The sequence below is a fragment of the Aliivibrio sifiae genome, from assembly GCF_002954715.1.
Lineage (GTDB): Bacteria > Pseudomonadota > Gammaproteobacteria > Enterobacterales > Vibrionaceae > Aliivibrio > Aliivibrio sifiae.
This window is the reverse complement of the sequence record NZ_MSCP01000001.1, coordinates 1,239,509-1,247,029: the sequence shown is the minus strand read 5'-3', so window position 1 is coordinate 1,247,029 and position 7,521 is coordinate 1,239,509. Positions and strand designations below refer to the sequence as shown.

General features: G+C 36.3%; 9 protein-coding genes. 3 read left to right on the top strand and 6 right to left on the bottom strand.

Annotated elements, in window-relative coordinates:
• Positions 1 to 519: hypothetical protein (locus tag BTO23_RS21295; RefSeq protein WP_170066697.1), on the bottom strand; the 519-nt coding region annotated here is incomplete at its 3' end.
• 166 nt (positions 520 to 685) lie between these two features.
• Between BTO23_RS21295 and BTO23_RS05540 the strand changes: the two genes are divergently transcribed.
• Together BTO23_RS05540 and BTO23_RS05535 are read left to right on the top strand one after the other, a co-directional pair.
• Positions 686 to 1,840, top strand: coding sequence for a hypothetical protein (locus tag BTO23_RS05540; RefSeq protein ID WP_105063126.1), 1,155 nt, complete (start codon positions 686 to 688; stop codon positions 1,838 to 1,840).
• A 187-nt stretch (positions 1,841 to 2,027) separates the two neighbouring features.
• Positions 2,028 to 2,648 (top strand): inovirus Gp2 family protein, encoded by a 621-nt coding sequence (locus BTO23_RS05535; RefSeq protein WP_105063125.1) that lies wholly within the window; start codon positions 2,028 to 2,030, stop codon positions 2,646 to 2,648.
• Between the two features lie 41 nt (positions 2,649 to 2,689).
• Here the strand turns inward: BTO23_RS05535 and BTO23_RS05530 are convergent, their stop codons facing one another.
• The 4 genes from BTO23_RS05530 to BTO23_RS05515 all read right to left on the bottom strand — a co-directional run bounded on the left by BTO23_RS05530 (position 2,690) and on the right by BTO23_RS05515 (position 6,275).
• Complete coding sequence (locus BTO23_RS05530) at positions 2,690 to 3,133, bottom strand: hypothetical protein (protein ID WP_105063124.1); 444 nt, start codon at positions 3,131 to 3,133, stop codon at positions 2,690 to 2,692.
• Between the two features lies 1 nt (position 3,134).
• Positions 3,135 to 4,493: a hypothetical protein gene (locus BTO23_RS05525; protein WP_105063123.1), complete on the bottom strand. Its 1,359-nt coding sequence runs from the start codon at positions 4,491 to 4,493 to the stop codon at positions 3,135 to 3,137.
• Positions 4,494 to 4,579: 86 nt separating this feature from the next.
• Positions 4,580 to 5,275 (bottom strand): GTPase family protein, encoded by a 696-nt coding sequence (locus BTO23_RS05520; RefSeq protein WP_105063122.1) that lies wholly within the window; start codon positions 5,273 to 5,275, stop codon positions 4,580 to 4,582.
• Positions 5,276 to 5,282: 7 nt separating this feature from the next.
• Positions 5,283 to 6,275: a GTPase family protein gene (locus tag BTO23_RS05515; protein WP_105063121.1), complete on the bottom strand. Its 993-nt coding sequence runs from the start codon at positions 6,273 to 6,275 to the stop codon at positions 5,283 to 5,285.
• Between the two features lie 92 nt (positions 6,276 to 6,367).
• Between BTO23_RS05515 and BTO23_RS05510 the strand changes: the two genes are divergently transcribed.
• Positions 6,368 to 6,568 (top strand): AlpA family phage regulatory protein, encoded by a 201-nt coding sequence (locus tag BTO23_RS05510; protein WP_061036726.1) that lies wholly within the window; start codon positions 6,368 to 6,370, stop codon positions 6,566 to 6,568.
• Positions 6,569 to 6,615: 47 nt separating this feature from the next.
• On the opposite strand, the gene BTO23_RS05505 is transcribed toward BTO23_RS05510, so the two are convergent.
• Entirely contained in the window at positions 6,616 to 7,389 is a 774-nt protein-coding gene (locus tag BTO23_RS05505; RefSeq protein ID WP_105063120.1) for a helix-turn-helix transcriptional regulator, read from the bottom strand.
• Positions 7,390 to 7,521: the final 132 nt, after the last annotated feature.

The following is a 7,521-nucleotide window of genomic DNA, read 5'->3' as shown; positions in this document are numbered from 1 at the left end:
TTCCTCAAGTATCGATGATAAATATTTAACTCTTTCCTTTTCTTTGTCTAACTCAAATTTTAATGTTTCCAATTGAATGGCTGTTAAATTGTTTAATTTAATCTGTTTGTTGTTTTTTATTATATTTTTTTCTTCTTGATAAACTCCTGTAATTAATTTCTCCAATGTATCTTTTATGGTTGAACCCTTAGATAAAAAATTTAGTTTACTTTTAATAGCTACATCTAACTCAAAGCTATAAGACTTTATTCTATTATTACTATCTCTTTTTTTCTTTTTATGCCATGCACCATATAGTTGTCTCCATAATTCTCGGCCTTCAGCATTCTTTTCTAATGCAGAAACTAATTTATCAAATCGTTCTGTTTTTGGAATATGAGCCTGAACACTGAAAATGTTCCCTATATCTAGATAAGGGGCCAGAGTAAAAAGATGGTCATGTCTTTTACTTAAGTAACCTTGTAACCATGCAATATGTTCTTCGTTATCAAAATTAAAGTGATTAAGTTTTTTAGTCATAATTAATACTAGGCATGCAGCTTAAAGCTATAAATGAGTGACTATGATAGTAAAGGAACATAATAACTAAATCACTTTTTTAGACTATGTCTGTGGACTATGTCTAAAATTACATTCTGATTTACCTGTAATATGGGGTGTATAGAGAACAATTTGAGGTTTTAGTGTGTATATACAGTCGCTTTTATTGACCATTAAAGGGTTATCTCCGGAAGGTAAGTATCTTCTTGTTCAACTGATTAGATATTTTGATATCTACAATCCAATTGATAGTAGTGCTGTTCAGCTAGCCAAGCTATGTGGTGTATCTAGAAAGGTTATAGTGCCATCAATGGTAGTACTATCAGAGGCTGGGCTTATTGCTATTACCAATAAAGGAAAAGTAAAAAAGGCATATCAGTTTTCAAGTGGTTTTTTCGAGGCTCTTGAAGTAATAAAAAAATACAGACAGCCTTTATCTTATAGCAAGGCTCTGATTGATGAGTTGCTTGATTCTAACTGTGAGGAGCATGATTCATTGAATGTATCTCATAAGCTCTTATTGAGCCTGTTGCTAGCACAAGCTGATAGCTTTGGCATCGTGCATGATTTCAGTATTGCTGATATTTCTAAATTTACAGGAATGAAACGAGAAAGAGTACGTACTCAGATTAGAAAGTTAATGACGCTTAAATATATTATTTATAGAGTTTCTGGTATTAATAATGATTTACTCTTAGGAAAGAAAAAAGGTTCGTTTTATCTTGATTTAGATTGTAATTTTAGAGCTTCTATTCCTGAACAAGATAAAGTTGAGAATGTAATGCACATCAATAATAATAATTTTTACAATGTTGAGATTTTGATCCGTGAAATGTTAAGGACTAATGAAAAAAAAGACGTCAAATATAAACAACATAATTTACATGATTTATTCTTGGATGACTTGTGGTTTAAAACCATTTCAAAAATATTGCCTGCTAAAAATCTTGGTGATAAATATGGTGGTTATTTTCAATATGCATTGGAGCAATATACCTGCCACATGCTTTCAAAATATAGTGAAAAAAGGTGTTTGCTAATTGAAGAACGTGAGGTTGTAAAAATAAGGCGATTAAAGTCATTATTTTTAGCCAATAAACTAGATGGGGCTATTAGTGATAAAGATGTCGATAATTTATTATTTTACATTTCGATGTTGGTATCAAATCAATATTTAGAGCTTATTGATAGAGAATGGTGTAAACATGATGGTAAGGAATATACTTATCAAATAAAAATATTAAGTGATAATGTGAAGGTGTTATCGAGGTGTGCTAATAGTAATGTTTTTCCAGAGTGAAATATTTCAGTTTTTTGTAAGTGTAACCCTTATGGTATCAACTCTTAGTGTGGAGATGAAGAAAATTAATGCTACGGTTATTAATATTATATAGTTTATTCATTCTACCTAATGCATCGTAATCATAACTACAATAATTAACAGTAACCATTGTACCTATGAACTAAATAATCATAGGTAAAAAACAATGGGAAGTAACAAGAAAAAATTAATAAATACCTTTCAAGGTATGAGAGTACAAACGGATTGTGGTGAATTAGATGAAAAGTATTTAATCAAAATTGATGAAACTATTAAACTGGCTTTGAATGCGTACCCTAGAACTTCTGCTATGCGTGTTGATTTACGCTACCCTAAAGATTATACCGTAGTTGAAAATAACCATATTTCTAAATTTATTGCTTCTTTTAAAGCCATCATTCGTGCTGACTTAAAAAAAAAGAAGAGAGGAAAATCTACACCTAGGTTTATATGGGTAAAAGAACAAGACTCTTCTAATCATCCTCACTATCACATTGTGGTATTTCTTAATGGAAATGTTTACAGTCATCTTGGGTATTTTACAGCGAAAGAAGGAAATACTGCGGCAAGAATAAGGCAAGCATGGGCTAGTGCATTAGGTGTTCATATTATTGATATAGACGGTGCTGTTTATTTTACAGATAATGCAACCTATACTCTGAATAAAGCAGACTCTAATTATAAAGCGCAGTATGATGACCTTTTTTATCGCTTAAGTTATTTTGCAAAAAAGGCAACAAAACGTTATGGCAATGGTGGTAAGAACTTCGGCAGTAGCCGTAAATGAAATAAAAAAAAGAAAGGCATTACCGCCTTTCTTTTCTTATGCTAATCAGTAAAGCGATAATCCCCTTCACTGGATGAAATAGTAATTTCAATGACGTTACAGACGCTGGTAGCTACGTAGCCTGTTGTTTGTCCGAACGCTAACCTAACAGGCTCATAAGGATGCCATGTTGTTCCTTGAGCCTTAACGTTGCTCTTGTTCGGATTGTAATCAGGGTTACTGAGATTATTTAATAAATCATCCGATTGACTGTATTTATCTTTCTTTACTTTAACTGTGGGGGTTTTAGGCCAAGCTAAAGGACAATTACCTCGATTCACTTCAACTTTATTAATCACAACATCATCAAAATGAGAAGTCACAAAGAGCTTTGTTCTTGTACCGTAATGAGTATCTATATTTTTATATTTAATACTGAATCCATCCATCTGTGCAACGGTACTGAATGAGGTGGTGACGAGTAATGCTAGCAGTAATTTACGCATGTTATTTTATCCATTCTTGTTTAAGACTCTCAGCGAGATCTTTATTGTTGATAATAAACATCGGAATACGAGAGTATTTGTGAGCTTCTAGAGGGGCGTGACGCATAACGGAAACAATCATGTCGTCATTGGTCATCACGGGTTGGAATATCCAATCTTTGGCTTCGCTGTCACGAACGATGGTAAGCTGGTTATCGGCATTGATGTACCAAGTGAAACCACCTTTAATATTTCCATTTACATACCGACCTGTATCTCCTATTTCATCAAAAGAGAATTCAATCAGAGAGACGTTAGCGGTAGGGCTATTCTCTGCATCATCAATTAACCAATAGACTTCTTTACCTTGAAACATAGAAGCCGTTGCTGGAATGAAGTTGAAGTTCACTGTATTGGTGTTTTCATCAATGATGGATGCATCAGTGGTGGCGAAATCCATAGCACCGTCGCTGGTGACTATCAGTGAAAAGTCGTGACTAAAATAGATAAACTCTTCTTCAAGTTCAGTGCCTTTAGCGGTATAGGTGTTGTTTGTGATGCTGATAGGTAAGTCAGCAATGTGCTCCCCTTGGCTGGTGGTAGCGGTCAACGTATTGTCTTTAAATACCATCTTGCTATACAAATCATGCTCAAACCAAAACTCATTAGTACTGAATTGATAGAGAGTGGTATCTGCTAAGTATCGAGTTAATGTTGGTGGCATAGGGATACTGTTGCCACTTGCATCAATCACAATATCATTAAGGTTATTTCCAGCGTTCACTAGTTCATCCACCTTGTTATTGATGGTAGTCACTCCTTGTGTGATGACTTGTTTGTTCTTTATGGAATTAACCACAGTATCATTGAGTGTAGTCATACTACTGCGAGCCAATAAATGAACTTGCTCTGCGGTAGCATTTGTCTCTTTTGCTTTGACGTAATCTGAATTAATCAATGTTGTGTCATAACCTAATTGAGCGGCAAGAGTCTCCATTGTGATGTCATTGATTTTTGCTAAGGTTGTAAAAGGGGTAATGATTGTCGAGCTTGTATCTGCCATCAATTCATAGCTTTGTGTTAAGCGTCCACCTTTATCTAAATCATACGTTTGACCAGCAATTGCTTTTATTATGATGGGATGTGTTAGCTGTGATGAATCGATTGTTAGTTCACCTCTCTCTGAAGTAACCCCAACGAATTCATTTTCATCAGCGATGTTATTGCTGTTTCTATCGATATAGACAGACGCATTAGCAAGGTAGCCATCAATGGCTTTAATGGTTGATGTGGATACTGTCGAGTTTGAGTTATCACTGCTGTTACAACCTGAGAGTGATAAGGCAATCAATGAGCCAAGTAAAGAAGGGGTTATTTTCATTGTGTTATTTCCAATAAGGGATAATTAAACCAATAGGATAAAGAGTGCAGCGACACCTTATGACGCAGCACTGATGGAATTGTGATTTAAGAAAGTACTATTTTCCGTTTCTCTGTTGGTAGGGTGTTGATAAGGGCATCAAGCAATACTTGAAGGTGGTAGTGATATCGAGCTGAGTAATAAATTGGGGTAGGAAAGGACTCTGAGCAAGACGCTGAAAGTCGGTGCTTTATGGTATTGGCTTGATGGATTAGGTAATGCTGTAGTGGTGGATAGGGCTCATTTAATAGTGTGTTCCAATGTCGTCCTTTCATTGCTCTGTCGGCTTGATTAATTGCAACCACTATTCTTTCTATGGGGAAATAGGGGAGTAGAGTGTGGTTGATCAGATTAATGGCGGTTCCTATATCTCGGCTTGATCCATCAATCACTATTACGACCATATCGATAAATGCATAATGGTTATCTTTGTAAGGGTAGGCGTATTGAAGCGTATTAATGATTTCTTTTTCATATAACTGTTCATTTTTTAATGTGAGTGAGTCAGGGGGAATAGGCTCCCACATCCGTAAATGTGGATGAATACGATAAGCATGCATCTTTTTCATATCAGGTAACGTTGGGTGTTTGTTTGCTCGCTTACGTAATTTTTTTGGTAGTAACGCTTGTAACGTGGTGGTTTTCCCTGAGCCTGTTGCTCCGACAATCAGTACATCAATGGGATGAGTATCTAAACGACGAGTCGTAAGGTGCAGTTGTTGCTCTTGTGTCGTTGTTAGCATAATACCCTCATAATCTAAACAGGCTGCGTAGACCACCAGAAATTGCGCCTAATGTCCCTCCAATTAAGGCTCCAATCAGCTCTCCTGTACGACCAAAGACAAAACCAATATCAGAGCCGATATCAGCACCATGATGAATAGAATCCATAATTCCCTCCCATAAATGATGTCGTGTTTGCTGATTGTAATCACAACGCTCATCATCATCCTGCCATGCACTCTTCTTGGTTGATAATGTGCGATTAGCCAAAATGACTCTTTTATTTTTTGGTGTATGTTCAACGATGAGCAGCAATAGCTTAGATAGGTTGTAAGGGAGTTGTTGATGCTCACCATCATGAAATCCTGCGACGTAATAGATAGGAGAGATGGTTAGTTTGCTTGATTCAAATAACCTCTGTTTGAGTGATTCTATTTTATTATCAAGAAAAACGGCTGAAGCTGGGGTTGGGCGATTGTTATCGTAGTCCCACGCATCCCTTCCTTTTTGTGCAACATCCGCTTGGTTAATTGCCACTAAAATTCGCTCATTTGGATTATCTCCTATTGAGGGAAGAATAACGTTGTTGATAAGTGTTACTGGCGTCCCTAAATCACGAGTGCTGCCATCAATAATCACCAGCACTAAATCTATCAATAATTCACCGTCCTTTGTTCTCTCTTTTAATTTCTGTTTAATGGCTTTGGCATGTTGCTTGTCATTGGTATAGCCATCACCTAATCCAGCACTATCCCACAACACCAAATTATGCAGTGTGTAGGCTGTGATGTTTGACGTTTCAGGTGAGCTACTTGTGCCAACGGTTGCTATATCCATATTGAATAACGCGTTAATGGTTGAGCTTTTCCCTGCACCTGTTGCACCAACAATCATGATGTTTAGTTGGGTGGTCTTTAATGTGTTGAGGTTACGAAGTAATAGGTTTTGGGTATTTGGGTTAAGACTGGCGAGGTTAATATCTTCTTCAAGCTGTAAGAAGAGATTGGGTGGTTTATTCATTGGAAGTCCTTGTATCAGGAAAGGCGATAAGTTTCGCGTAAAAATAACAGTAGCGCACCTCCTTATGACGAAAACTCATAAGGAATAAAATAATGAAATTCATTAAGTTAAAAGAAGTAATGGCAATGACTGGATTAGGTCGTTCAAGTGTCTATAAATTTATGAATGAAGGGCGTTTCCCTGGCACTGTTAAGTTGGATATAGATAAGAGAGGGGTCCGCTGGGTGGAACATGAAATAGAAGAGTGGATGATGGAGAAAGTTGCATTGCGAGATGCATGCACCGTTCGTTAAGTTATGTATAACTGTATACAGAGTCGTAATTGGCTCTGTAGTTAACCTCAATGAGCATGTGTTTTATGTGATGATTGAACCTCCCCCCATTCTTTATTAAGGTATTGCTGTAAGGTAAATTCACTCGGATAGGTAAATGAAAAGGTAGATACACTTACTTGAATGATGTAGTGAAGGCATATTGAGTGTGCAATGTTTTCTTTTTTTGTTTGATAAATAAGATAAAGCCATTCACCTTGTTGAACTAAACCAAGGGGCATAACCTCTTTTATTTTTTTTGCCTGTGTTCCTTCTGTATAGGTAAGTGACAATAATCGGTTATGAAACAACGCATAACTGACTGGCTCAAAGATATGAGAAGGCATGCATAGAAACGATTGCGTAAAGGAGTCATTGACTACGCCTATTTTATTTACCCACTGACGCTCTTTAGAGTTCGCATTTTCAGGAAGAAAAAGTCGTTTTGTATCAGAGAGTATATTTTCCATTGAAGCCGTCAGTGTCACGGGTAATAAATAACGTAAGTAATGGGTTGCTAAGTATAATAAAAGGGCATCTTGTCTATGCTCTGATAATAAAGAGCTTGAACGACGAGTATATCCATAAGGTTTGTCTCGATTATCCATTTCAATGTCATCAAAGAATTGAACCATATCCGCTAAGTTACGTTGTATAGATCTCTCACTGCGATCAATGCCGATATTAGTTAATTGCTGTTGGATCTCTTTTGCGGTGGTTTTACGATGTTTCGGTATGCGCTTATAAATTTCTAGAATTAATTGAAGATAATGTTGTGAACGGTTTGGGGCATTCTTATTCATTCGCTTAACTTGTTGAGGGTAATTGATAGGGAGTGTATCTATGGCTGCGTTGACTTATGTCGTAGCGATAGTGATCTTAAAAATAAGTGAGTGGTGGATAATTGAGAAGGAGTGATATTGCTCTGTTAAGCA